A 23,330-nucleotide genomic window follows, 5' to 3' on the forward strand; every position below is an offset into this window, starting at 1 on the left:
ATCAACCAGATGACGGTCAAGCAGCTGTCGATGCCCGAACTGGTCGACGCCTGCCTGGAATTGGGCATCCCCGGGATGGGCCTCTGGCGCGAACCGGTCCAGTCGTACGGTGTGGAGGCGACGGCGAAGCTGGTTCGCGACGCCGGTCTGGCCGTCACCACCCTCTGCCGCGGCGGCTTCCTCACGGCGATCGACCCGGACGAGCGCGCCAAGGCGCTGGACGACAACCGCCGCGCGGTCGACGAGGCCGCCACCCTCGGCACCGAGGTCCTGGTCCTGGTCTCCGGCGGCCTGCCGGCCGGCTCCAAGGACCTGCACGGCGCCCGGGAGCGGATCGCCGACGCGCTGGCCGAGCTGGGCCCGTACGCGGAGCAGCACGGCGTGAAACTGGCCATCGAGCCGCTGCACCCCATGTACGCCGCCGACCGCTGCGTGGTCTCGACCCTCACCCAGGCCCTCGACCTCGCGGAACGCTTCCCGGCCCACCAGGTCGGCGTCACGGTGGACACGTACCACATCTGGTGGGACGACACGGCACCCGCGCAGATCGCCCGCGCGGGTGCGGGCGGCCGCATCCACACCTTCCAGCTCGCCGACTGGACCACCCCGCTGCCGGAGGGCGTCCTCAACGGCCGCGGCCAGATCGGGGACGGCTCGATCGACATGCGGGAGTGGAAGGGCCACGTGGAGACGGCCGGCTACACCGGGCCGATCGAAGTCGAGCTGTTCAACGACGCGTTGTGGGCACGGGACGGTCGCGAGGTGCTCGCGGAGACCGCGGCACGGTTCGTGGAGCACGTGATCCGCTGAGTGGGTGAGCGAGCGGGGGCGAACGCGTCACCGGTCTCGCCGGAAGCGATCGACGGCCGCCGGGTGGGGAGACCCCCGGCGGCCGGATCGCACAAGATCCCCTGTGTATAGGCTGTTCGCGGTCTGAACAGAACAGCGGAGAGCAAACACGGGGTGCGGATGCGTACGCGCAGGACGATGGCGGGAATTGCGGGGGCCGGTGTGCTCGCGCTGGTGGTGACGGCCTGTGGGGCGGACAGCTCCGACTCGGGCGGTTCCGGTGACGGGGCGGGCGCCGATTCCGGCAAGGGAAGCAGCAAACCCGTGGCGCTGGCGGTCGAGTCGACCGTACGGGCAGGGACGTGGACCGGTGCGAGTGCGACGCAGCAGGTGAAGATCGCCCCCAAGCGGCTCACGCGCGGCACGGCCGCCGACCTCGAAGACGTGACCATGGACGAGGACCTCAAGGGCATGGTCCCGTACTACCTGACCGTCGGATACACCAACACCGGCTCGGACGCGGTGACCGGCCCGGGACCCGAGGCCAACTTCACGGTCACCCTCGCCGACGGGACACCGGGCACGCCGGTCTCCCTGTGGAACGCCAACTCGCTTGCCACCGGGTCGAGTACGAGCCTGCCGGACGACTGCGACAAGGCCGGCCCCGCCTCCGTCCCGCCGGGCGGCACCGCCACGGTGTGCCAACTGGTCATGATGCCCAAGGGACCTGAGCCCGCGACCGTCGCCTACTCCGACGAGACCGGCGGCACCCTGCTGTGGAAGGTCGGCGACGGCAAGGGTGACGACGACGGACTGCTGGCCGCGGGCACGACCGCCGACTCGTCCTGGGAGGACGTCACGACGAAGGGCGCTGCCGTCCCGATCCGCGTCACGCCGAAGAGCGTGCGCGCCGGAAGCCTCGCCGACCTGCGCGACTACGACCTGAGCGACACGTCCAAGAACACCGTGCCGTGGTACGTGTCGATCGAGTACCGCAACGTCGGCAAGGAGAAGCTCCTCCCGGTCATGGACGACGGCGTGGCCCTGCGCAGCGCCGGGGGCCGAGACCTGCAGCCCCTGCTCGACCTGTCCATCTCCGCCTCCAAGGAGGGAGAGGGCATCGACCAGTGCCGTGGCAGCGTCTCGAACACCCGCCTGCAGCCGAACGCCACGCTCACCCTGTGCACGATCTACCTGCTCCCGAAGGGCGACCGCCCGGCGATGGTGTCGTTCACGGGCGAGGGCACGGGCGTGAAGCCGCTCAGGTGGCGGGCGAGCTAGCGTCTGCCAGGACGCGAGTGGTCGTCCAGCAGCGCCGAGGCCGCAGGCCCGCGAAGTCGAGCCGCCGCTTCCGACATGGACCGGGAGCCGACGTCGGCCCGCCGCTGTCAGACCACCGACGACGCCCCTGCCGGCACACCCGACCTGAGGTGCGCGGCCAGACGGCGCAGCTTCGTCCAGGCGTCGGCGTCCGAGCCCTCACCCAGCGGATAGTGGAGGGCCGGGCCGGAAGCGGGGCCGAGCTGAACGGGGCGGACCTCGACGGGCGGTCGGCGGGCGTGGGCGAGGCCGATGCCGCGCACGTCCCGGGCTCCCAAGGTGAAGGCCAGCGGAGTGGGCGGGGCTTCCAGCCGAGGGGCAGTGGTCAGGTCGCAAGGAGCCTGGCGCACGGACGTGAGCATGGTGGCGAGGCCATGGTTCGTGACGAGGATTTCGGCCAGTGACTCGACGACGTCCGTGGGAGGGAACTCGTCCTCTCCGTAGCCGAGGGTGAGCGTGACGTCCTCCTCGACGCCGCTCTCCGTGCGCGTGACCCGCAGCGAGGCCAACGCCGGGCGGTCGGGCTGTCCGACGGCGATCAGGTGGGTGGGGGCGGGGGCTCGGTCGCGGGCCAGGTCGGTCAACCGCCGTGGTGACCAAGGGATGTTGACGGGCTCCGCTGTCCCCCAGCCCGCCGGAGCGGCACCGGTCAGCATCCGCGACGCGGTCTCCAGCGAGGCGCCCAGGACAAGGTCCCTGCGCGCCGGACGCACCGTGCGGAACGCGACGACGAGCTGCCGTTCGGCCGTCGCCACTGTCCTGGTGAACGCCTCGGCCACCGTGCCCGTGCCGTCAGCGGCGAGCGCGGGGGAGAACGTGCCGTCCTGCCAGCGCAGCACCGCCCCGGACAGGCCGTCGTAATAGCCGTGCTCCGGGTCCTGGACGACCCAGCGGTTGGGCACCTGGAGCAGGGTCGTACGGGCGGGGGCGGTGACGTGGACGTGCGGTGGCGTGACGATCTGCAGGGAGCGGCCCGTGGCCGCGGCATTGCGGAACACGTCGGACAGCCAGGGCGTCAGGGCCAGCAGGGGCCGGTCGGCCAGGACGACAGCCGTGCTGTCGGTGAGTACGTCCACCACCGGCTGCCCGTCGTCCGGCGAGGCGACGGCCGCCAGGTCGACCACGTCCGTCGTCGCGGCCGCCTCGGGCCAGACCCGGCCGTCGAGCAGCAGGGCGAGCCGTCCGCAGAGCGAGCCTGCCAGGCGCTCGGCCTCGGGGATCACGCTTGAGGCACGGGCCTCGGTCCACCAGAACGGCACGGACAGATCCTGACCGAGGAGCCGTTCCGCTTCACCGGGCACCTGGACCAGGATCGGTGCCTCTACGGAGACGAGCGGGCGGCCGTCGGGACCGCGTAGCTGGATGACCGCGCCGTCGGCCTCGGAGCTCACGTCCAGGCCAGGGCCGCCGGCGTGGAGCCCGGCGAGCACGGCCCAGGTGTCGGGCATTTTGCGGGTGAGGGCGATGACGTCCTTGGTCACGTCGGGAACTCGCCGACCCAACTGCGCTTCAGCAGGTGCAGCGGCAGGTACTCGGACTCGACCTCGATGGGGCGCCCGGCGTCGTGGGCGAGGCAGGCGAGGGCCAGGGGGGCGAGGGCGACATCGCCGTCGCTCGTCTCCTGACGCTCCTCGTTCGCGGTCCAGTACTCCTTGTGGAGCTGGACGGCCTGTGTGAGGGCCTCATTGAACTTGGCCGGATCCCGGCTGATGAAGCGGAAGAAGAGGTTGATCGGCGGATACAGGAACTTGAGCATCGTCTCCCGGTCCATGAAGCGGAGCCGGTCGGGGTCGGTGCCGTCGAACGCGGCGGTCAGCTTCTCGCCGAGGCCCGGTCGCTCCAGCCAGTACGTCTGGAGGGCGTCCACCCAGTCGTAGATGTACTCCTCGAAGACGGCGCCCGAGGCGCGCAACGTCTCGATCGGTACGTGGCACAGCTGGGTCATGCGGGCCTGGTCACGGCAGATGATCGCGAGCCAGAACGCTTCCAGCCAGGTGCCGGCGTCCACGAAGTGCGTGATCCCGACGGCGGGGATCGTACGGACCTTGTGGGCGATCATGCACTCGACCGTGGAGCCTTCGGGAACGGTCGCCGAGGCGAAGAGGGCGGAGCCGATCTGCATGGCCATGACCCAGGATTCCCACGTTTCGAGCTTTTCGGCGGTGGGGTCGCTGAGGCACTGGAGTTTGGCGATGCCCAGCGCACCGCTGAAGGTCAGGCCGAAGCTACCTGGGTACTCCTCCAGCTCCTCGATGTCCTTGAGGGTGCGCTCGTTGCGTACTTCCCGGAGCCTGTCAGGATCAGGGTGGCGGCTTTCCATCGGAGGCCGGGAAATCCTCGTCGCCATGCGAAACTTCCTCATTTCGTGATGTTGAACTGCTTCATCTCGTAGCCAGCGTACTGAGCGCCGTCAGCCTTTGCTTTGACCAGGACATAGTCCACTTTGCCCTTGTTGAGGGCACCCTTGAGCTCCTGTGCAAGGGCACGCTCTGCGTCGGCCTGCCCGGTCAGGCCTTGGTCCTCGTATTTGTCGGCCCTCTCTCGCATCTCCTTGAGAATGGTGTCGAAGTATTCCCGCGTCCCCTGCGTCACCAACCGCCCGCTGAGTCCCTTACGTACCCCGAGCTTGGCCTTCAGTGACCCCTTCGCCTCAACGACCACATAACGCCCGTCCGAAGTCCGATACACCTGATCGAACCGGTTGTTTCCGAACGCCCCGTCGTCCACCCGCACCGCATCGGGATAGTGCTCGGGAACCGCGTGGTGTTCGGCGACGGTTTCGCCGAACAGCTCGCTCTGCCGATTGGCGTCTCCGTGCAGCGGGGAGTGCGTCGCGTCTGCCTGGTCCATGGCGTCGGCCAACTCTTGCGTGGGATTGGCCGCGTACGCCTTCTCCGCCGCCTTGAGTTGCTTTTCGGCGGTCTTGTCCACCGCGATGGAGTGGTCGCGCTTGGCGGCCTGTTCGTCCAGATTGTGCAGGGTGTCCTCGCCCACCCCGGCCCGGTGACCGACCACGGGATCGTTATGGAGGTAGTGCTCCCTGATCGCCGGCGGCATGTCACTGGGAGTTATCCACCTTCCCGGATGGAAGGGATCTGGCACCAATTGGGGTATGGCCTGGCCGTAACCGCCGTCGACCGCTGTGGAACGCCGATATCCGTTGGATCGGTAGTGATCCTTGAACCACTGCGGGTCATTGTTGGCCCGCTCCACCTGCTCGCGCATGATCTCGCGCTCACGCGCCAGAGGATCGTTTCCGCCGGACGCCTGCCCGTCGTGACCACCACTGCCGCCACTGCCGCCACCGCCTCCATGGCCGCCCCCGGAGCCGCCGTGCTGCACAGGGACGGGCCCACCCTCGGTGCCGCCCCCGGAGCCGGCACCGGATCCGTGGTCGCCGCCCGTCGCATGACCACCCGTCTCGCGTGCCGGCAATGTGTCGGCGCCGTGGCCTCCTGCGTGCTCCCCGACGTGCGCGGTCGCGTTGTCCCCGGCGCTCACCAGCGCAGCGTCCCGGTGCGGCAGGTTCTGTTCGAGCATCGCCCGGTCCCCGGCCGACAGCTCCACCTTGGCGGGGGCGTGGGTGCCGTCCGCCCTGACGACCGACCCGTCGTCCAGGTTGAGGCGCGTGCCGTCCGGCCACTCCACGTAACTTCCGTGTACGACCGGCACCTCGTCGGCGATGCCCGCGACGCTGCCGTCCGGCTCGATCCGACCCGCGCCCGACAGGACGTCGCTGTACGTGCCGGAGTGCACGCCCTTCAGGCTGCTGAAGAGATCGGCGACCTTGACCGTGCCGAACCTGGCGGCCTTGCCGAGGTACGTCATCGGGTCGACCACGCGACTGGCCTTGCCCAGCGCGGCCACGGTCTTGGCGACGGCACCGCTCTTGGCCGCGGCACCCGCACCGCCGGTGAATACGGTCGTCAGCACGTTGAAGGTCACCGCGCCGCCGGCTCTCGCCGGACTCGTGCCCCACTCGTCGTAGGCGACGAGCGCCTTGCCTGTCGCGACCACCGCCTGCCGGGACTCCCGGAGGTAGGCGGGGAGCTTGTCCTCGGGCGCCAGCCAGAACGCGTGCGGAGCCGCGACGGTGAGGGCGACGCCGGTCGCGAGCTTCCCGAGCCCGTCCCACGCGTCGAACATCGCGTCCAGGCCGTCGAAACCGACCAGTGTGCCGAGCCCCTTGACGGTGCCCCACACGCCGTCGACGAAGAAGCCCTTGCCGACCTCGACGATCTGGTGGTTCAGCCAGTCCAGCCCATGCCGCTCCTTCTCGACCGTCCTGCCCCAGGGCAGGTCCTCGGCCTGGTCGAGGAGGTCGGCGGTGAAGCGGTAGGACTGTGCGCCGGACTCGCTGGGTTTCTGCTCGCCGCCGTCGTCCAGGACCAGCGTGGTCCCGTGCACGAGTGCGGTGATCTTGTTGTGGCAGTCGATCTCGGCCTGCCAGAACGCGGCGGCGGTGGCGTTGACGTCGTGCACCAGGTCGTTGTTGAGCTGGACGTTGTCGTCGTCCTCGCGCCAGTGGTCGTCGCCCGCGATCTCCGTACGGAAGGCCTCGGCACGCCGCTTGAGGCTTTTCAGCTTGGCGACCAGCGGCTGTATCTCCGCCTCGTAGGCACTGAGTGCCGCACCCACCTTCTCCAGGTCGTCGGCGAACCTGTCCGACTTGGTGGCCACTGGAGCGGTCGTGGCGAACAGCTGGTCCGCCTCGGGCGCCGAGTAACACGCCGACAGGCCCTGGAACTTGGCGTGTACGTCCGCTCCGGCGAACCGGAAGCCGGACGCCTCAGCGCCCAGCATGACCGCGTCCGACCCCAACTGCTCCAGGTCACCGGTGAACTGCGGGATCTTCTCCGGCTCTATGAGGTCCGGCCCGCTCATCGGCCGCCCATCATTCCGCGCACGCTGCGGGGCGGGAGGTCGACCCTGGGCTCCTTCATCGCCTCGTGCTGCACGTGCGCGGCCATCTCCAGATCGCCCTTGACATACGCGCTGGTCGCGGCGACCGCCCCGTTGATGGAGTTCGACGCGCGGACCGCCACGTACATCAAGTCCTTCTGGTACGCCTCGAAGAACTCACCCAACGCCGCCGCGACCGGCCCCTGGACGCCGCTCTTCTCCACGCCGCCCTCCACGATCGTGCCCGCGGACTCGGCGGCGCTGGTCGCGGTCTTCTCCATCGCCTTGCCGGCGTTCGAGATCCCTTCCGCGGCCTTGGCGGTGTCGTTGAGGACGTGCTGCACGCCGGAGGGGGAGATGTCCCACCTCGTCATGTGGAACCCCCGTGAGATCAAAAGTGTGTTTGATCAGGTTCTCCCACAAGGGGTTGCATGCGCAACGCGGTTGGCCGGGATGCGGCACGATCCGGACAACGGTCGTCCTCAGGCCCTCAGGTAGCCCTCCTTGACCGAGGCCACGAACATCGCCCAGCCGTCCACCGAGAAGACCAGCGCCGGACCGGGGACGGCCTTGCTGTCGCGGACGGGCACGCCGGCGTGGCCACGGGCGACCTCAAGGCAGTCGCCTTGGTCGCCGCCGCTGTAGCTGGACTTGAACCACCCGGTGAGGATGGACGAGTCGGAGACCGTGTGCTCACGGCTGACCATGCGCGTGCTCCTCTGCTGCCGACCTGACGAGGGCCAGTGACTCCTGTCGCGACAAGGCGTCGCTCAGCGCTAGAGCGTAGGCCGTCTGGCTGGCAGTCACCAGCGCCGGGTCGTCCATCAAGTGGCCGGTGAGGAAGGCTTCGACGTAGGCCACCGGGGCGGAGTCGTCGAAGCTCATGAGCGTGAGGTAACTCTGCTGGAGTGCGTGAGCCCCGACGCCGCACGGCAGCACATGCAGCCGCACTCGTCCCGCCTCGGCCAGGTCCGCGATCTTGTGCAACTGCTCGGCCATGACCTGGGGGCCACCGACACGGCGCCGTAGTACGGCCTCGTCGAGCAGTGTCCAGATGACCGGTTGCAACGGCCCGTCGAGAATTCGGGCACGCTTTGTTCGAATGACAACCGCTTCGTCAAGTTCCTCCGCCGTGTGGTTCGGCCGGTACGCACGGAATACGGCACGTGCGTAGCCGTCGGTCTGGAACACACCTGGCACCAGCGAGAACGCGAACTGCTGGATCAGCGTGGCCTGTTGCTCCAGCTCGGCCACTGCCGCGAAGTGATCGGTGTACTTCGACTCCAGGTCCTCCAGCCAGCGGAGAAAGAACCCGTCGGTACCGAGCGCCCGGTCGATCCGCTGCGCGTCATCCGGCTTCGGCAGCCGCCTCCCCGCCTCGAAGTGGCTGATCAGAGTCGGCGAGCACACGACCTGGTCGCCCAGTTCCTCCTGCGTGAGGTCGGCGGCTGTCCGCCGCAGCCTCAGTTCCTCTCCGTACTTCTCCCGTTGCGTCCGCGGTGTACGAGGCTTCGTCATGCTGCCGGCTCCCAACTTGACGTGCGCTTTGTCAACTCTCAGGTACTGGAAGCGTAGCCACCGTCGACTCCACTCTGTGAGTGATTCACCACAGAGCGCAGTCTAGAGAAAGTAGGTCGACGTGGCCGCTGCCATCCCCCGACTCTTCAAGCAGCTGCTGAGGTTCCTCCCCTCGGCGCGCGGGCGCCGCCGCACGAGGCCCGCGTCGCCTGTCTGCCCGTACTCGTGCCCGCACGTCGGCCGAGCCGCCGACAAGGCGCCCGAGGTTCGTGGGGTAGGGGTCGGTTCGATGTTCTTTCCTCGCGTGGGGAGCGGCCGGTGAGCGGCACGGGATGCGAGGGGTTGGCCCCACGCCTGTTGCCCTGGCGGGGTTCGGAGGGCAAGCCCTGCTACGTCGTAGGTGACGGCACGGGGTATGTCTCACGCCTTGCCGACGAGACCGAACGTGTCCAACTCGCCATGGCCGGTGACCTCCTCGGCCATGCCGCGGAACTCCTGGCCGAGCGGGATGTGTCCCATGGCGAGCTGCGCTACCTCGCCCATTGCCTTGCCGAGTCCCTGCGGGACGTCAGCCGGGTCGCCGAGAGTCGGGGAGCGCGTCTCGCAGAGTGAGGCACATGCCATGATCGCCGTCAAGCGAGAGCCTGGGTTGTCAGTGGCATCCTGTACGATTCCCGCCGCCCTGTCGGTCTTTGTGGTTACGTCCCAGTAGATCGGGATGATCCAGACATCTCGGTATCCGGTCAGGTGTGCGCCGCATCGCCGGTCGCGAAGTGATTTGCGTCACTTCCCATAAGTGCGCGACTTCCTGAGCTGGTGGAACGGGTGAATCCGACCCGGAATTGGATGCTCCGGTTCCGTCACAACATGGCTTCAGGTGTCGCGATCTCCCTTGCGCGCAAGGCAAGATGGGTTCGTCGCCACGCACCGCTGCTGCAATCACTGCGCAGTTGATCCGGGCGACGTTGTTCATGGTGCGCACAAAGAGAGAGCCCCGTCTCCGATGCCGGGAAGCTGTAGAGACGAGGCCCTCTGGCACCACCAGAACGGGTACGAGCCCCGACCGTCAGGTCGGGGTTCTTTCCTTACGGGCTCAGGAACTCACGCACGATCTTGTAGATCGTGTAGATCGGTCCGAGCCAGCGGACCTTGGCGTAGACCCGGTCTGCCTTGTCGTTCACGTTCTGGTGCCCCGATGGCTGTGCAGCCATTGGGCCGCCCCCTTTCTGGTCCACGGTCGTGAACCCCGCGGGGGCTCACGACGGGCCGTGGACCCTCAGGGAGCGGTGATAGCGCAACAGAGTACCGGGAGCCACCGGCAACAACGGTGCGTGCACCTCACCCCTGTGGGGTACCGCAATCGCACTCGGTGGCACGGCGTGACCCGACCGGCTGGTCGGCTTGCCACAGGTGTGGCGATCAAGTCAACTGCCAGGGACGTTACCGAAGTTCGCGTGGGGACGGCGTGCCAGTTCCCGTAGGGCAAGTTGTGTAAATCACATCCCGTGAGGCGTCTGCTCTGCGCTCAAAACCGTAGTGGCCTGTCGTGAAAGCCGCTCATTCGGGCGCGAATCGGCGGGTCCGTGGCCATGCTTCGGTCAACTCCGTTCCCCTGCCGGCCTGTAGTCGCCAGTAGCCGCCCCTGGCGGGCAGCGTGCGCTCGCTCTCCCAGAGGACGACTCGCCGAAGCGAAAAACTCTGAGGACCCGTACAACCCTCTCCCCACCACGCGGGTCGTACTTGGCATCAGGACTTCTCGGAGGGGGATCTGGGGGGATCGCGGGGGTTCTGATGTGGAGGGGAAAACCCGAGGGGGCGCGGTCTGCGGACCGAGCCCCCTCGAAGGTTTTCGCGGCCATGATCGGTTGCCGTGACCCCAGGGCGATGACCGGTGGCTCAGAAGAAGACCCCGCACCGCAGCAGCACGTTCGCGTACGGCCGTGCCTCCCCGGTCCGTACGACCAGACGCGCGTCCCCCGACAGCTCCTTGAGCTTCTCGTGCGAGACCAGGGCAAGCTCCGGAAAGTGCCCGTCCAGCAGCCCCGAAGCCGCCGCGTTCGCCTCCCGCACCTCCGTCGCCGCCGTCGCGCCCTCCACCACCAGCTCGGCCAGCAGCCCCTCCAGCACCTCGGCGAAGGACGGCACCCCGGCGCGGAAGGCGAGGTCGACGACCCGCGGCCCGTCGGGTATCGGCATCCCGGCGTCGCACACCAGCACGCCGTCCCCGTGGCCCAGTTCGGCGAGGGCGCCGGAGAGATGGCGGTTGAGGATTCCGGCCTTCTTCACAGCGAGGCCACCTCCGCCGCCGTGGGGAACGACTCCTGGGCGCCCCGCTTCGTCACCGCGGCCGCCCCCACCCGGGACGCGTAGGCCGCCGCCTCCGCGAGCGAGGAGCCCGCGCCCAGCCGCCACGCCAGTGCCGCGGTGAACGCGTCGCCCGCGCCGGTCGTGTCCACGGCGGCCACCTTCACGGACGGGACCCGCACGACACCCTCCGAGGACGCCACCAGCGAACCCTCCGCGCCCAGCGTCACCACCACCGACCGCGGGCCCTTCGAGAGCAGAATCCGCGCCCAGTCCTCCGGTACGTCGCTCACGCAGGCCTCGCCCAGGATCACCTTCGCCTCGTGCTCGTTGACGATCAGCGGGTCGCAGGCCGCCAGCAGCTCCGGGGGAAGCGGCCGCGGCGGTGACGGGTTCAGTACGAAGCGGCTGTCCGGCGCCAGGTTCCGTACGACCTCCACGACCGTCTCCAGCGGGATCTCCAGCTGCGTCGACACCACGCGGGAGGCGTGGAAGAGGCTTCCGGCCGCCCGTACGTCCCCCGGCGTCAGCCGGCCGTTCGCGCCCGGCGAGACCACGATGCTGTTGTCGCCGGACGGGTCCACCGTGATCAGTGCGACGCCGGTCGGCGCGCCGCCCACCAGCACGCCCACCGTGTCGACGCCGGCCGCGCGCTGGGAGTCGAGCAGCAGCCGGCCGTGCGCGTCGTCGCCGACCCGGGCCAGCAGGGCCGTACGGGCGCCCAGGCGGGCGGCGGCGACCGCCTGGTTCGCGCCCTTGCCGCCGGGATGGACGGCCAGGTCGGAGCCGAGGACGGTCTCTCCGGCCCCCGGCCGTCGTTCGACGCCGATCACCAGGTCGGCGTTGGCCGACCCTACGACCAGTAGGTCGTAGTCGTACATGAATGGCTCCCCTAGTGAGTGATTCGGGGCGGGCGGCCGTCACCCCAGGGGTACGGCCGCCCGCCCGCTCGTCGATGTCAGCCGCTGAACCCGGCCACGTTCTCCTTCGTGACCACCTTCACCGGCACCTTCACCGTCTCCTCGACCTTCTTGCCCTCGAGCGCCCTGAGCGCGTTGTCCACGGCGATCCTGCCGAGCTGGGTCGGCTGCTGCGCCACGGACGCGTACAGCGTGCCCGCCTCGACCGCCTTCAGGCCGTCCGGGGTGCCGTCGAAGCCGACGACCTGGACGGATGTGCCGGCCTTGGAGCCCAGCGCCTTGATCGCGCCGAGGGCCATCTCGTCGTTGGCGGCGATGACGCCCTGGACGTCTGCTCGTCGAGGATCAGCACCTTGGTGTCGGCGAGCAGCCACTTGCCGATGACGACCTTCTGCTGGTTGCCGCCGGACAGCGTCCTCACATGCTGTCCGAGCCCCGCCATCCGCACGCCGAGCTGCCCGGCGATCCGCGCGGCCGACGCGCGCTGCCCCTTGAGGTCGACGAGCCCGGCACGGGTCGCCGACCGCATGGTCACCAGCCCGAGGTTCTCCTCGACGGACGCGTCCAGCACCAGCCCCTGGCCCTTGCGGTCCTCGGGGATCAGCCCGATCCCCGCGGTCATCGCCGCGTTGACGTCGTACTTGGGGACCGCGGCACCGGAGACCTTCACGGCCCCCTTGTCGTAGGGGTCCGCGCCGAACACGGCCCGTACGACCTCGGTACGACCGGCCCCGACCAGCCCCGCGATGCCGACGACCTCGCCGGCGTGCACCTCGAAGGTGACGTCGTGGAAGGCACCGTCCCGGGTCAGCCCCTCGACGGTGAGCAACGCGCTCCCCGTGTCGGCCCGTTCGCGCGGGTACTGCTGCTCGATCGAACGCCCCACCATGAGGCGTACGAGCTCGTCCTCGGGCGTGTCGGCGGGGACCTGCCCGACACTCCTGCCGTCACGGATGACCGTCACCCGGTCTCCCAGGGCGGCGATCTCCTCCAGGTGGTGCGTGATGAAGACGATCCCGACCCCGTCCTCGCGCAGCGCGCGCACGATGGAGAAGAGCTTCTCCACCTCCTCGGAGGTGAGGACGGCGGTCGGCTCGTCCATGATGAGCACGCGGGCGTTCAGGCTCAGCGCCTTCGCGATCTCGACCATCTGAAGGCGCGCGATACCGAGTTCACGCACCCGCGCGCGGGGGGACACGTTCACACCGACGCGCTCCAGGAGGACGGCGGCATCCGCCTCCATCCTCTTCCGGTCGATCATCCCCAGGCGGCGCGGCTGCCGCCCCAGGAAGATGTTCTCGGCGACCGTCAGATCGGGTACGAGGTTGAACTCCTGGTAGATGGTGGCGATCCCGAGGCGCTCGGAGTCCTGCGCACCGTGGATGCGCACCTCCTCGCCGCCGGCCAGGATCCGCCCGCCATCGGGCGTGTAGGCGCCGGAGAGCATCTTGATGAGCGTGCTCTTGCCCGCGCCGTTCTCACCGAGGAGTACGTGCACCTCGCCCCGGCGCAGGTCGAAGTCGACGCCGTCGAGCGCGACCACGCCGGGGAAGGTCTTCCGTATGCCCTCGATGCGCAGCAACTCGTCCTGGTTGCTCACGGCTGGCTCCTTCTTACGGGGGACCGCACAGCGGGGGACTGTGCGGGGTGCGGCTCCGGGGAAGCCGGCGGCTCTGCCGGTTCGCCGCAGGAGCGGCGTACGACGAGACGGGCGGGGAGGGTGACGGACTCGGGGGTCCGCCCCTCGATGCGGTCGACCAGCGCGCGCACGGCGGCTCGCCCCAGCTCGCCCGTGGGCTGGGCGATCGCGGTGATCGGCGGATCGGTGTGCACGAACCAGGGGATGTCGTCGAACGCGGCCAGCGCGATGTCCTCGGGAACCCGCAGCCCGCGCGCGCGGATCGCGTCCAGCGCGCCCAGGGCCATCAGGTTGTCCGCGGCGAAGACGGCCTCGGGCGGCTCGGGCAGGTCGAGGAAGCCCTCGGTGACCCGCCGCCCGCTGGCGGCCTGGAAGTCGCCCTGGCCGATGTAGACCTCGGGGAGATCGAGACCGTACGCGTGCAGCGCCTCCCTGAAGGCCGTCACACGCTCCTGGCCGGTCGTGGTCGCCGCCGGCCCCGCGATGATCGCGAGCCGCCGGTGACCGAGGCCGTGCAGATGGGCGACGAGGTCGCGCACGGCCTCCAGCCCGTCCGCACGGACGACCGGCACGTCCACACCCGGAATCCACCGGTCCACGAAGACCATCGGCGTCCCCCCGCGCGCGGCGCCGAGCATCAGCGGCGAGCCGCCGTCGGTGGGGGACACGAGGAGGCCGTCGATACGGCGGTCCAGCAGGTTCCGTACGTGGTGGTCCTGGAGGTCCGGCCGCTCGTCGGCGTTGCCGATGATGACGCTGTAGCCCAGCGCGCGGGCCTCCTCCTCCACGGAGCGGGCCAGCTCGGTGAAGTACGGGTTCATCACGTCGCTGATGACCAGGCCGAGGGTGTGGGTCTGGTCGGTGCGCAGCGACCGGGCGACGGCGTTGCGGCGGTAGCCCAGCAGCTCGACGGCGGCCAGCACGCGTGCGCGTGCGTCCGCGCTGACCGACGGATGGTCGTTCAGGACACGCGACACCGTGGCGACGGACACGTCGGCCTGGCCGGCGACGTCCTTGATGCTCGCCATCGCGGCTCCACCTCCTTGTGGACCTCATGGGCGCATGGAATCGATTACATCCCTGCGTAGAAAGGATTGGAATCGATTACACGGGAGGAAACAAGACCCCGAGATCGGATCGTGATGTCGCGGGGTGTTCCGGGGCGGTTCAGGCTGGAGGTGCGGAGTCGTTTCCTCAAGGGCCCCGGTGGGCCGGAACGGAGGACCCATGACGTCGGCGACTCGGAACGACGTTCCCCTCGCGCTCGAAGGCGACGGAGTGGAACTGCGCATCAAGCCGATCGGGGGCGGCATGTCGGTCGGCTACGTCAGCCTTCCGCAGGGCACGGACATGGGTCCGGCCCTCAAGGGCATGCCCGGCGACGCGTGCCAGTGCCCCCACTGGGGCTACCTGTTGAAGGGGCGGCTGAAGATGCTCACGGCCGCCGGCGAGGAGGAGTACGAGGCGGGTCAGGCGTACTACTGGGGCCCCGGCCATGTCCCGGTGGCCCTGGAGGACTGCGAGTTCGTGGAGTTCTCCCCGACCGAGGACTTCCAGAAGGTCATCGACCACGTGGTCGCGCAGGCCGGGTGACTTGTCGGTGCCGGACGGTCTTGTCGGTGCCGGGCGGTACCGTCGGATCATGGCTCAGGAAACGGGGAGCGGGGAGCGGCGGCTTGCCGTGCTCGAAGGCGTACTGGAGCGCATCACGTACGCCAACGAGGAGAACGGCTACACGGTCGCGCGGGTCGACACCGGCAAAGGCGCCGGCGACCTCCTGACGGTCGTCGGTGCGCTGCTCGGTGCCCAGGTCGGCGAGTCCCTGCGGATGGAGGGGCGTTGGGGCTCGCATCCGCAGTACGGCAAGCAGTTCACCGTCGAGAACTACACGACCGTCCTCCCGGCCACCGTCCAGGGCATCCGCCGCTACCTCGGCTCGGGTCTGGTCAAGGGCATCGGCCCGGTCTTCGCCGACCGCATCACCCAGCACTTCGGCCTGGACACCCTCCAGGTCATCGAGGAGGAGCCAAAGCGGCTCATCGAGGTCCCGGGCCTGGGCCCCAAGCGCACCAAGAAGATCGCCGACGCCTGGGAGGAGCAGAAGGCGATCAAGGAGGTCATGCTCTTCCTCCAGACCGTCGAGGTGTCCACGTCCATCGCGGTCCGCATCTACAAGAAGTACGGCGACGCCTCCATCTCCGTGGTGAAGAACCAGCCCTACCGGCTGGCCTCCGACGTCTGGGGCATCGGTTTCCTCACGGCCGACAAGATCGCCCAGTCCGTCGGCATCCCGCACGACAGCCCGGAGCGCGTCAAGGCGGGCCTCCAGTACGCCCTTTCGCAGTCCACCGACCAGGGCCACTGCTTCCTCCCCGAGGAACAGCTGATAGCCGACGCGGTCAAGCTCCTCCAGGTCGACACCGGCCTGGTCATCGAGTGCCTCGCCGAGCTCGCGGCGCCCCCGGAGGAGGGCGAGGATCCAGGAGTCGTACGGGAGAAGGTGCCCGGTCCGGACGGCGCCCCCGTCACCGCGATCTACCTCGTCCCCTTCCACCGCGCCGAACTCTCCCTCTCCGCCCAGCTGTTGCGCCTCCTGCGTACCGACCAGGACCGGATGCCCGGCTTCCAGGACGTGGCCTGGGACAAGGCGATGGGCTGGCTCGCCTCGCGCACCGGGACCGAGCTCGCCCCCGAGCAGGAGGCCGCCGTCAGGCTGGCGCTCAGCAAGAAGGTCGCCGTCCTCACCGGCGGCCCCGGCTGCGGCAAGTCCTTCACGGTCCGCTCGATCGTGGAGCTGGCCCGCGCCAAGAAGGCCAAGGTCGTGCTCGCCGCCCCCACCGGCCGCGCCGCCAAGCGCCTCGCGGAGCTCACCGGCGCCGACGCCTCCACCGTCCACCGCCTGCTGGAGCTGAAGCCCGGCGGCGACGCGGCCTACGACAAGGACCGCCCGCTGGACGCGGACCTGGTGGTGGTCGACGAGGCCTCGATGCTCGACCTGCTGCTCGCGAACAAACTGGTGAAGGCGGTGCCCCCGGGCGCCCATCTCCTCTTCGTCGGGGACGTCGACCAGCTGCCCAGCGTCGGCGCCGGCGAGGTGCTGCGCGACCTGCTCGCCGAGGGCGGCCCGATCCCGGCCGTGCGCCTCACGCGGGTGTTCCGCCAGGCCCAGCAGTCCGGCGTGGTGACCAACGCGCACCGGATCAACTCCGGGCAGCACCCCGTCACCGACGGCATGAAGGACTTCTTCCTGTTCGTCGAGGACGACACGGAGCAGGTCGGCCGGCTCACCGTGGACGTGGCGGCACGGCGGATTCCGGCCAAGTTCGGCCTCGACCCCCGCCGGGACATCCAGGTCCTCGCGCCCATGCACCGGGGACCCGCCGGCGCGGGCAACCTCAACGGCCTGCTCCAGCAGGCCATCACCCCGGGCCGCCCCGAACTGCCGGAGAAGAGGTTCGGCGGCAGGGTCTTCCGGGTCGGCGACAAGGTCACCCAGATTCGCAACAATTACGAGAAGGGCACCAACGGTGTCTTCAACGGCACCGTGGGCGTGGTCACCTCGCTCGACCCGGTCGACCAGCGCCTCACGGTGCTGACCGACGAGGACGAGGAGGTGCCGTACGAATTCGACGAACTGGACGAACTGGCCCACGCGTACGCGGTGACCATCCACCGTTCCCAGGGGAGCGAGTATCCGGCCGTGGTGATCCCGGTCACCACCAGTGCCTGGATGATGCTCCAGCGGAACCTGCTGTACACGGCGGTCACCCGGGCCAAGAAGCTGGTCGTCCTCGTCGGTTCACGCAAAGCGATCGGCCAGGCGGTGCGCACGGTGTCCGCGGGACGCCGCTGCACGGCACTCGACTTCCGGCTCTCGGGACTGTGACCGCAAAAAATGATCGATCAAATGAGTCATGTGGGTCACAGAGCTCTTCCGGAAGCGGGTTGAGGAGGGGCAGGATGGGCGAGTTGGCGGCACTCAGTGCCGCCGACAAGCCTAATGGTCGACCCCGAGTGCACTCTCATGCGCCAAATGGGGGATGGTAGAGACAGTCAGGGCAACCTCGAAGAAGAGGCACAACGTCGGTGAGGGATGACGTGAGCGAGCACACCAACAACGCTGTAGTACTGCGGTACGGCGACGGCGAGTACACCTACCCGGTGATCGACAGCACCGTCGGCGACAAGGGCTTCGACATCGGCAAGCTCCGCGCCCAGACCGGTCTGGTGACTCTGGACAGCGGTTACGGCAACACCGCCGCCTATAAATCCGCCATCACCTACCTCGACGGTGAACAGGGCATCCTCCGGTACCGCGGCTACCCGATCGAGCAGCTGGCCGAGCGCTCCTCCTTCCTGGAGGTCGCCTACCTGCTGATCAACGGTGAGCTGCCCACCGTCGACGAGCTCACCGTCTTCCGGAACGACATCACGCAGCACACCCTGCTGCACGAGGACGTCAAGAACTTCTACCGCGGCTTCCCGCGCGACGCCCACCCGATGGCCATGCTGTCGTCGGTCGTCTCCGCGCTGTCGACGTTCTACCAGGACAGCCACAACCCGTTCGACGAGAAGCAGCGCAACCTCTCGACGATCCGGCTGCTCGCCAAGCTTCCGACGATCGCGGCGTACGCGTACAAGAAGTCGATCGGCCACCCGTTCGTCTACCCGCGCAACGACCTCGGCTACGTCGAGAACTTCCTGCGCATGACCTTCTCGGTGCCGGCCCAGGAGTACGACCTCGACCCGGTCGTCGTCTCCGCGCTCGACAAGCTGCTGATCCTGCACGCGGACCACGAGCAGAACTGTTCGACGTCCACGGTCCGCCTGGTCGGCTCCTCGCAGGCGAACATGTTCGCGTCGATCTCGGCCGGCATCAACGCCCTGTGGGGCCCGCTGCACGGCGGCGCCAACCAGTCCGTCCTGGAGATGCTGGAGGGCATCCAGGCCAACGGCGGCGATGTCGACTCCTTCATCCGCAAGGTGAAGAACAAGGAGGACGGCGTCCGCCTGATGGGCTTCGGCCACCGGGTGTACAAGTCCTTCGACCCGCGCGCGAAGATCATCAAGGCCGCCGCGCACGACGTGCTGTCCGCCCTCGGCAAGTCCGACGAGCTGCTGGACATCGCGCTCAAGCTGGAGGAGCACGCGCTCTCCGACGACTACTTCGTCTCGCGCAACCTCTACCCGAACGTCGACTTCTACACCGGCCTGATCTACCGCGCCATGGGCTTCCCGACCGAGATGTTCACGGTCCTGTTCGCCCTCGGCCGCCTCCCGGGCTGGATCGCCCAGTGGCACGAGATGATCAAGGAGCCGGGATCCCGCATCGGCCGCCCGCGCCAGATCTACACGGGCGTCGTCGAGCGCGACTTCGTTCCCGTCGAGGAGCGCTGATCGCCGCAGGCGCCCAGCGCGGAGACTCCGCCTAGCGAAATGACGGAAGGCGCCCTGCCGCCGGTCCCCCCACGGGCCGGCGTACAGGGCGCCTTCCCATGTCCCGGTGCGGATTCCCCCCACGGGATCCGGCCGGGCGTCTGTGAGAAAACAGCGCCTGAATCGCTGTGAGCCGAAGCTCGGTTGAGCAAAACGAGCAGAACTCGTCGTACTACTGCTGTGTGCGATCTGCCGGGACAGCGCACGGACGGGAGGGCCGCTCAAAGCTCCCCGGTGTGCGTGCCCCGGCAACGCATCTCTGAGGAAGTCCCCCAAGACATCCCCAGATGCCAGTCAGCGCCCCCCAAGACGCTTTCTGACATCGTCAACTTAGACCTTCGAACCCCTTCGATGGTTACGTTCGCATCACTGTGATCTGCGTCTCTTGCATATGTCCGTTAGGTACGCAAGAGCCGGGTACTGCGAACGGGACCCAAGCGTAAGGATGATGCGCGAGCCTTGTGAAGAGCTTATGTGAGGCTGGCGCCGGACTCCAGGGGGGTCCGGCATCCGAATGCCCGCGGTCGAAGGCTGTTCGTCACAGCGAACGCGGACGGGACGGCGTTCTGCGTGGCATCTGGATCGCGTCAGCGGCCACCCGCAGGCTCCCGCGCACCGGCGTGGGTCGCGCGCCGCGCACGGCCTCGGCGCTGGTCCCTTGATCGCGTCCGACGGCCGATACGGCGCGTGCACATCCGTCCCGGCGGACCGCGACGGCTGTACGAGCGTCATGGCCGCCCTCGTCGCCGGCGCGGGCCAACTTGTGCGGCAGGTCCAGGGAGAGGCGTCCTGAGGTCACCTCGGGGCCCTCCACGGGCCCGCGTGGCCCCCGCGAGAAACGTGCGTGCCGGACGTGTCCGTACCCCACAGGGCACCCCGGACCGTACGCGACCGTACGCGACCGGTATCGGACGGTCGGTCGGTACGGTCCGGGGCGGGCGGCCGGTCTCAGGCCTTGCCGGTGAGCTCGAAGCCGGCCTCGTCGACGGCGGCGCGTACCGACTCCTCGTCGAGCGGCGTCGCGGACACGACGGTGACCTCACCGGTCGAGGCGACGGCCTTCACCGAGCTGACGCCGGGGAGCTCGGAGATCTCGCTCGAGACGGAGCCCTCGCAGTGTCCGCAGCTCATGCCGGTCACCTTGTAGACGGCGGTGACGGAACCCGGGGTGTCGGTCTGGGCGCTCATGTCGTTCTCCTCGTCGGGGCGAGTGGAATTCTGCTTTCCACAGCCACACTATACCCCCAGGGGGTATCCATCAAAGATGCGTGCCCCGTGCCTTCGCCGCGGTCAGGCGGTCAGGCGGTCGTGGTGGCGTCGGGCCGGCCGAGTCTCTCCCCGACCAGCGGGTCGAGGTAGCGGACCAGGGCGTTCTTCAGTTCCTGGACGTAGGCCTCGCGCTCGGCGCCCTCGTGGGCGAGGACCAGTTCGAGGCCGGCCTTGTACATGCCCAGGCACATGTGCGCGGTACGCGTGAGGTCGGCCGGGGACGCATCCGGCAGGAACGAGGAGAGCAGGCCCTCGATGCGGGAGTGCAGGGTGGCGTGCAGCGCGTCGTGCGCCTCGGTGATCCGGCCGGGGACGTCGGGGCCGTGCATCAGTGCGAAGAACACCGGGTGCTGGCAGTTGAAGTCGATGAACCGCTCGACGGCCGCGCCGACGGCCTCCTCCAGCGGGGTCACGGGGTCGATCGGTGCGAGCGCCTCGCCGTAGGTGTCCCGCATCTCGTGCATGAGCCGGTCGCCCAGCTCGATCGCGATCGCTTCCTTGTTCGGGAAGAACTGGTACAGCGTGCCCGGCGAGACGCCCGCCTCGCGGGCGATGGCGTTGGTGCTGGCAGCCGTGTAACCGGTGGTACTGAAGACGGTGGCGGCGGCTTCGAGGAGCTGGGTGATGCGGCGCTCGCCGCGGGCCTGGCGGCGGGGCGGCTGCTCCTGCTGTTCATCCTGTCCCTGGCTTTCGGGCGCCTGCTTCTCCGGGCTGTCGGGCACGGGTTTTCCCCAACTCTCCGCACGTGGTTGACAAACGCGAGCGGTCGCTCGCATTCTGATGGAACGCGAGCGATCTCTCGTGTTTGCCAGTTTATGCGTTCCACGGTGAAGGGGACACCGCACGATGACCGAAGTCAACGGCCCGCCGCGCGTCGGAGGCTGGACCCGATTCGTGACCGCCCGCCCCCGGTTGTCGCTGCTCGCGGCCCTGGTGCTCACCGTGCTCGCCGTGCTGGCGGGCAGCGGGGTCGCCGACCGCCTGGGCGCCGGCGGCTGGGAGGACCCGGACGCCGAGTCGACGTATGCGACCAAGGCCCTGGAGCGCGAGTTCCCCGACTCCCAGCCCAACTTCCTGCTCCTGGTGGACTCGGGCGCATCCTCGGTCGACGACCCGGCGGTCGCCGCCGAGGCCGAGCGGCTCGCCGAGCGACTGGCCGGGGAGCAGGGCGTCATAGGCGTCAGCTCCTACTGGCAGGCCGGCGCCGCACCCGCCCTGCGCGCGAAGGACGGCCGCGAGGCGCTGATCGCCGCCCGGATCACGGGCGACGAGAAGGAGATGGGCGAGACCCTGGACCGCATCGCCCCCTCCTACCGGGGGGCGCACGGCCCGGTGGAGGTGAAGGTCGGCGGCCCGGTCGCCGTGCGGCACGAGATGCAGACGATCATCCAGGAGGACCTGACCCGCGCCGAGATGATCGCCCTGCCGGTCACGCTGGTACTGCTGGTGATGGTCTTCGGCAGCGCGGTCGCCGCCCTGCTGCCCCTCGGCATCGGCATCGTCGCGATCCTCGGCACGAACGCGGTGCTGCGCGGCCTCACCGAGGTCACCGACGTCTCCGTCTTCGCACTGAACCTCACCACGGCCCTGGGCCTCGGCCTCGCCATCGACTACGCCCTCTTCATCGTCCGCCGCTTCCGCGAGGAACTGTCCGCCGGCGCCGAGCCGTTGACAGCGGTCGGCACAACCCTGCGCACGGCCGGCCGCACCGTGCTCTTCTCCGCGCTCACGGTCGCCGTCTCACTGGCGGCGATGATGCTCTTCCCGCAGTACTTCCTGCGGTCCTTCGCGTACGCCGGTATCGCGGTCGTCCTGCTGGCCGCGGCGGCCGCGCTGATCCTGCTGCCGGCGGCCCTGGTCCTGCTGGGCCACCGGGTCAACTCGCTGGACCTGAGGCGCGTGTTCCGGCGCGGCAGGCAGCCGCGAGCGGCCGCGGAGGGGAGCGGCGCCTGGGCGCGTACCGCGAGCCTCGTCATGCGCCGCGCCCCCTTCTTCGCCCTGGGCACCACGGCCGTGCTCGTCCTGCTCGGACAGCCCTTCCTGGGCGTGAAGTTCGGCACCGCCGACGACCGCCAACTGCCCTCCAGCGCCGAGTCCCACGTCGTGCAGCAGCACATCAGGGACGGCTTCCCCGGCAGCCCCGGCGGCGGCCTCGAAGTCCTCGCCGAAGGGCGGGCGACCGAGGCGCAGTACGCCGCGTACAAGGAGCGGATCGCCGACCTGTCCGAGGTGCAGCGGGTCGACGGCCCGCTCGTCAAGGGCGACTCGGCGTACTTCACGGTGCTGCCGAAGGGCGAGGCGGTCGACGACCCGGCCCAGCGCCTGGTGGACGAACTGCGGGCCACGGGCGCCCCCTTCGACACCGAGGTGACCGGCACGGCCGCCGTCCTGGTCGACTCCAAGGACGCGATAGCCGAGCAACTGCCCCTCGCGGGCGCCTTCATCGTGATCGTCACCCTGCTCCTGGTGTTCCTGCTGACAGGCAGCGTGCTGATACCGATCCAGGCGGTCGTGCTCAACGCGCTCAGCCTGACGGCGATGTTCGGCGCGGTGGTCTGGGTCTTCCAGGACGGCCATCTGTCCGGCCTGCTCGGCTTCACCAGCCCTGGCTCCATAGAGACGACCCTGCCGGTCCTGATGTTCTGCGTGGCCTTCGGACTGTCGATGGACTACGGCGTCTTCCTGCTCTCCCGCATCAAGGAGGAGTACGACAAGACGGGCGACCACGACGAGGCGGTCCGGCACGGGCTGCAGCGCACGGGCGGGCTGATCACGGCGGCCGCGGTCATCCTCGCCGTGGTGATGGTCGCGATCGGCACGTCCAGGGTGACCAACACCAAGATGCTCGGCCTGGGCATCGCCCTGGCGGTCCTGATGGACGCGATGATCGTCCGCAGCCTTCTGGTCCCGGCGGTCATGCGCCTCACCGGCCGGGCGACCTGGTGGGCCCCGAGGCCGCTCAGGCGGTTCCACGAGCGGTTCGGACTGAGCGAGGCTGGCGCGGGATCCGCGTCGGCCATGGAACAGGACCGGGACAAGGTGGCGGCGCGCGGCTAGGGTCTGTCCGGCGGATCAGGACGCAGGAAATCGACGGCGCCTCATTGACGCGGGTGAGCGGGGCTTGGTGCGTCGAGCTGCAAGGCGGAGGAGGGCGTTGATGCGATGGGGGTCCCCCCGCTCGAGCGAAGTCGAGAGTGGGGGAATCGGCAACCGACGACAACGCCGCAGATCGG

Annotated in this window: 19 protein-coding genes and 2 pseudogenes; 6 read left to right on the forward strand and 15 right to left on the reverse strand. The window is 69.2% G+C overall.

Annotation, left to right across the window (positions count from 1 at the left end; translation table 11 throughout):
* Window positions 1-9 precede the first annotated feature (9 nt).
* Window positions 10-810 carry a sugar phosphate isomerase/epimerase family protein gene (locus tag AC5P09_RS39120; protein ID WP_493878472.1) on the forward strand — a complete coding sequence of 267 codons (801 nt, stop codon included), beginning with the start codon at window positions 10-12 and terminating at the stop codon, window positions 808-810.
* A gap of 177 nt (window positions 811-987) precedes the next feature.
* Window positions 988-2,070 (forward strand): hypothetical protein, encoded by a 1,083-nt coding sequence (locus AC5P09_RS39125; RefSeq protein ID WP_493878456.1) that lies wholly within the window; start codon window positions 988-990, stop codon window positions 2,068-2,070.
* 107 nt (window positions 2,071-2,177) lie between these two features.
* Here the strand turns inward: AC5P09_RS39125 and AC5P09_RS39130 are convergent, their stop codons facing one another.
* The 13 genes and pseudogenes from AC5P09_RS39130 to AC5P09_RS39190 form a co-directional block, all read right to left on the reverse strand.
* Window positions 2,178-3,590 (reverse strand): DUF6177 family protein, encoded by a 1,413-nt coding sequence (locus AC5P09_RS39130; RefSeq protein WP_493878457.1) that lies wholly within the window; start codon window positions 3,588-3,590, stop codon window positions 2,178-2,180.
* Entirely contained in the window at window positions 3,587-4,456 is an 870-nt protein-coding gene (locus tag AC5P09_RS39135) for an immunity 49 family protein (protein ID WP_493878458.1), read from the reverse strand. Before AC5P09_RS39135 ends, AC5P09_RS39130 begins: the two co-directional genes overlap by 4 nt.
* A gap of 11 nt (window positions 4,457-4,467) precedes the next feature.
* Window positions 4,468-6,993, reverse strand: coding sequence for a hypothetical protein (locus AC5P09_RS39140; RefSeq protein WP_493878459.1), 2,526 nt, complete (start codon window positions 6,991-6,993; stop codon window positions 4,468-4,470).
* A complete protein-coding gene (locus tag AC5P09_RS39145; RefSeq protein WP_493878460.1) occupies window positions 6,990-7,385 on the reverse strand; it encodes a DUF6507 family protein in 396 nt (131 codons plus the stop codon). The genes AC5P09_RS39140 and AC5P09_RS39145 overlap by 4 nt, the downstream gene beginning before the upstream one ends.
* 108 nt (window positions 7,386-7,493) lie before the next feature.
* Window positions 7,494-7,718 (reverse strand): DUF397 domain-containing protein, encoded by a 225-nt coding sequence (locus tag AC5P09_RS39150; RefSeq protein ID WP_493878461.1) that lies wholly within the window; start codon window positions 7,716-7,718, stop codon window positions 7,494-7,496.
* Window positions 7,705-8,529, reverse strand: a complete 825-nt coding sequence (locus tag AC5P09_RS39155) for a helix-turn-helix domain-containing protein (protein WP_493878462.1) — start codon at window positions 8,527-8,529, stop codon at window positions 7,705-7,707. The genes AC5P09_RS39150 and AC5P09_RS39155 overlap by 14 nt, the downstream gene beginning before the upstream one ends.
* A 389-nt stretch (window positions 8,530-8,918) precedes the next feature.
* Window positions 8,919-8,990: a CRISPR-associated protein Cas5 gene (gene cas5, locus AC5P09_RS39160; protein ID WP_493878473.1), complete on the reverse strand. Its 72-nt coding sequence runs from the start codon at window positions 8,988-8,990 to the stop codon at window positions 8,919-8,921.
* 624 nt (window positions 8,991-9,614) lie between these two features.
* Window positions 9,615-9,740 (reverse strand): hypothetical protein, encoded by a 126-nt coding sequence (locus AC5P09_RS39165; protein WP_493878463.1) that lies wholly within the window; start codon window positions 9,738-9,740, stop codon window positions 9,615-9,617.
* Window positions 9,741-10,425: 685 nt separating this feature from the next.
* Window positions 10,426-10,815: a D-ribose pyranase gene (gene rbsD / locus AC5P09_RS39170; protein WP_493878464.1), complete on the reverse strand. Its 390-nt coding sequence runs from the start codon at window positions 10,813-10,815 to the stop codon at window positions 10,426-10,428.
* On the reverse strand, window positions 10,812-11,714 hold the full coding sequence (locus AC5P09_RS39175; protein ID WP_493878465.1) for a ribokinase: 903 nt from the start codon (window positions 11,712-11,714) through the stop codon (window positions 10,812-10,814). The genes rbsD and AC5P09_RS39175 overlap by 4 nt, the downstream gene beginning before the upstream one ends.
* Before the next feature lie 77 nt (window positions 11,715-11,791).
* A pseudogene (locus tag AC5P09_RS39180) lies at window positions 11,792-12,160 on the reverse strand (substrate-binding domain-containing protein); the annotation flags it as partial.
* Window positions 12,082-13,353: pseudogene (locus tag AC5P09_RS39185) on the reverse strand (sugar ABC transporter ATP-binding protein); the annotation flags it as partial. The pseudogenes AC5P09_RS39185 and AC5P09_RS39180, both read right to left, overlap by 79 nt.
* Window positions 13,350-14,420, reverse strand: a complete 1,071-nt coding sequence (locus tag AC5P09_RS39190) for a LacI family DNA-binding transcriptional regulator (RefSeq protein ID WP_493878466.1) — start codon at window positions 14,418-14,420, stop codon at window positions 13,350-13,352. The pseudogene AC5P09_RS39185 and the gene AC5P09_RS39190, both read right to left, overlap by 4 nt.
* A gap of 199 nt (window positions 14,421-14,619) precedes the next feature.
* On the opposite strand from AC5P09_RS39190, the gene AC5P09_RS39195 reads away from it, so the two are divergent.
* From AC5P09_RS39195 to AC5P09_RS39205, 3 genes are all read left to right on the forward strand, one after another.
* The gene (locus tag AC5P09_RS39195) at window positions 14,620-14,985 is read left to right on the forward strand and encodes a cupin domain-containing protein (RefSeq protein ID WP_493878467.1); all 366 of its coding nucleotides are present in this window, start codon (window positions 14,620-14,622) and stop codon (window positions 14,983-14,985) included.
* 49 nt (window positions 14,986-15,034) lie between these two features.
* Window positions 15,035-17,278 (forward strand): SF1B family DNA helicase RecD2, encoded by a 2,244-nt coding sequence (gene recD2, locus AC5P09_RS39200; RefSeq protein ID WP_493878468.1) that lies wholly within the window; start codon window positions 15,035-15,037, stop codon window positions 17,276-17,278.
* Between the two features lie 212 nt (window positions 17,279-17,490).
* Window positions 17,491-18,789, forward strand: coding sequence for a citrate synthase (locus AC5P09_RS39205; RefSeq protein WP_493878469.1), 1,299 nt, complete (start codon window positions 17,491-17,493; stop codon window positions 18,787-18,789).
* A 987-nt stretch (window positions 18,790-19,776) separates the two neighbouring features.
* Here the strand turns inward: AC5P09_RS39205 and AC5P09_RS39210 are convergent.
* On the reverse strand, window positions 19,777-20,016 hold the full coding sequence (locus AC5P09_RS39210; RefSeq protein WP_266439334.1) for a heavy-metal-associated domain-containing protein: 240 nt from the start codon (window positions 20,014-20,016) through the stop codon (window positions 19,777-19,779).
* 110 nt (window positions 20,017-20,126) lie between these two features.
* Window positions 20,127-20,819 (reverse strand): TetR/AcrR family transcriptional regulator, encoded by a 693-nt coding sequence (locus AC5P09_RS39215; protein ID WP_493878470.1) that lies wholly within the window; start codon window positions 20,817-20,819, stop codon window positions 20,127-20,129.
* A 124-nt stretch (window positions 20,820-20,943) separates the two neighbouring features.
* Between AC5P09_RS39215 and AC5P09_RS39220 the strand changes: the two genes are divergently transcribed.
* Window positions 20,944-23,154, forward strand: a complete 2,211-nt coding sequence (locus AC5P09_RS39220; protein ID WP_493878471.1) for an MMPL family transporter — start codon at window positions 20,944-20,946, stop codon at window positions 23,152-23,154.
* Window positions 23,155-23,330 lie beyond the last annotated feature (176 nt).

Source organism: Streptomyces sp. a15 (genome assembly GCF_059026085.1).

Coding starts and splice junctions, on each gene's coding strand:
- AC5P09_RS39120 (WP_493878472.1), top strand. CDS start 10: ATGACGGTCAAGCAGCTGTCGATGCCCGAACTGGTCGACGCCTGCCTG.
- AC5P09_RS39125 (WP_493878456.1), top strand. CDS start 988: ATGGCGGGAATTGCGGGGGCCGGTGTGCTCGCGCTGGTGGTGACGGCC.
- AC5P09_RS39135 (WP_493878458.1), bottom strand. CDS start 4,456: ATGGCGACGAGGATTTCCCGGCCTCCGATGGAAAGCCGCCACCCTGAT.
- AC5P09_RS39140 (WP_493878459.1), bottom strand. CDS start 6,993: ATGAGCGGGCCGGACCTCATAGAGCCGGAGAAGATCCCGCAGTTCACC.
- AC5P09_RS39145 (WP_493878460.1), bottom strand. CDS start 7,385: ATGACGAGGTGGGACATCTCCCCCTCCGGCGTGCAGCACGTCCTCAAC.
- AC5P09_RS39150 (WP_493878461.1), bottom strand. CDS start 7,718: ATGGTCAGCCGTGAGCACACGGTCTCCGACTCGTCCATCCTCACCGGG.
- AC5P09_RS39155 (WP_493878462.1), bottom strand. CDS start 8,529: ATGACGAAGCCTCGTACACCGCGGACGCAACGGGAGAAGTACGGAGAG.
- AC5P09_RS39165 (WP_493878463.1), bottom strand. CDS start 9,740: ATGGCTGCACAGCCATCGGGGCACCAGAACGTGAACGACAAGGCAGAC.
- AC5P09_RS39175 (WP_493878465.1), bottom strand. CDS start 11,714: ATGTACGACTACGACCTACTGGTCGTAGGGTCGGCCAACGCCGACCTG.
- AC5P09_RS39190 (WP_493878466.1), bottom strand. CDS start 14,420: ATGGCGAGCATCAAGGACGTCGCCGGCCAGGCCGACGTGTCCGTCGCC.
- AC5P09_RS39195 (WP_493878467.1), top strand. CDS start 14,620: ATGACGTCGGCGACTCGGAACGACGTTCCCCTCGCGCTCGAAGGCGAC.
- recD2 (WP_493878468.1), top strand. CDS start 15,035: ATGGCTCAGGAAACGGGGAGCGGGGAGCGGCGGCTTGCCGTGCTCGAA.
- AC5P09_RS39210 (WP_266439334.1), bottom strand. CDS start 20,016: ATGAGCGCCCAGACCGACACCCCGGGTTCCGTCACCGCCGTCTACAAG.
- AC5P09_RS39220 (WP_493878471.1), top strand. CDS start 20,944: ATGACCGAAGTCAACGGCCCGCCGCGCGTCGGAGGCTGGACCCGATTC.